At 72.9% G+C, this 461-nt stretch carries 1 protein-coding gene and 1 pseudogene; one reads left to right on the top strand and one right to left on the bottom strand.

Annotated elements, in window-relative coordinates:
* Positions 1-133: pseudogene (locus LPA54_RS38155) on the top strand (CAP domain-containing protein); the annotation flags it as partial.
* 37 nt (positions 134-170) lie between these two features.
* On the opposite strand, the gene LPA54_RS38150 reads toward LPA54_RS38155, so the two are convergent.
* On the bottom strand, positions 171-461 hold a 291-nt coding region (locus LPA54_RS38150), incomplete at its 5' end, for a cytosine permease (RefSeq protein ID WP_228984973.1).

The following is a 461-nucleotide window of genomic DNA, read 5'->3' as shown; positions in this document are numbered from 1 at the left end:
CCCTGAGCAGGAGATGCAGGGCTGGATGACCCGCCCCCGCCTCACGGCGAACATCCTCAACTGCTCGTTCAAGGAGATCGGCGTCGGCCTGTCCGGCACCTACTGGACGCAGGACTTCGGCACCGCCCGCTGAGGCCGTCGAGGCGCCGCGGGGACACGGCGGCGGGTCCTCACACCCGCCGCCGCGTGCCCGCCGTCAGCGCGAGGTACACGACGAGCGAGGCCGCGAGGCCGACCGCCCAGCCGTAGTCCGCGAGGGGCTTCAGGAACGGGATCAGCCCGTCCTCGGGGAAAGGCCCCTTGCCGGGGGCCGAGTGGGAGCCGCCCACCGCGAGCACCCCGCCGGTCAGGAAGGCGACGACGGCGTGCGGGTTCCAGCCGGACGTGTACCAGTACCGTCCGCCCGGGGTGTACAGGTCGGTCTGGTCCAGCCGGGTGCGGCGCACGATCCAGTAGTCGGC

Source organism: Streptomyces sp. DH12 (assembly GCF_020873895.1).
Lineage (GTDB): Bacteria > Actinomycetota > Actinomycetes > Streptomycetales > Streptomycetaceae > Streptomyces.
The sequence above is the reverse complement of the archived record's forward strand: the minus strand, read 5'-3'. Positions and strand labels throughout refer to the sequence as shown.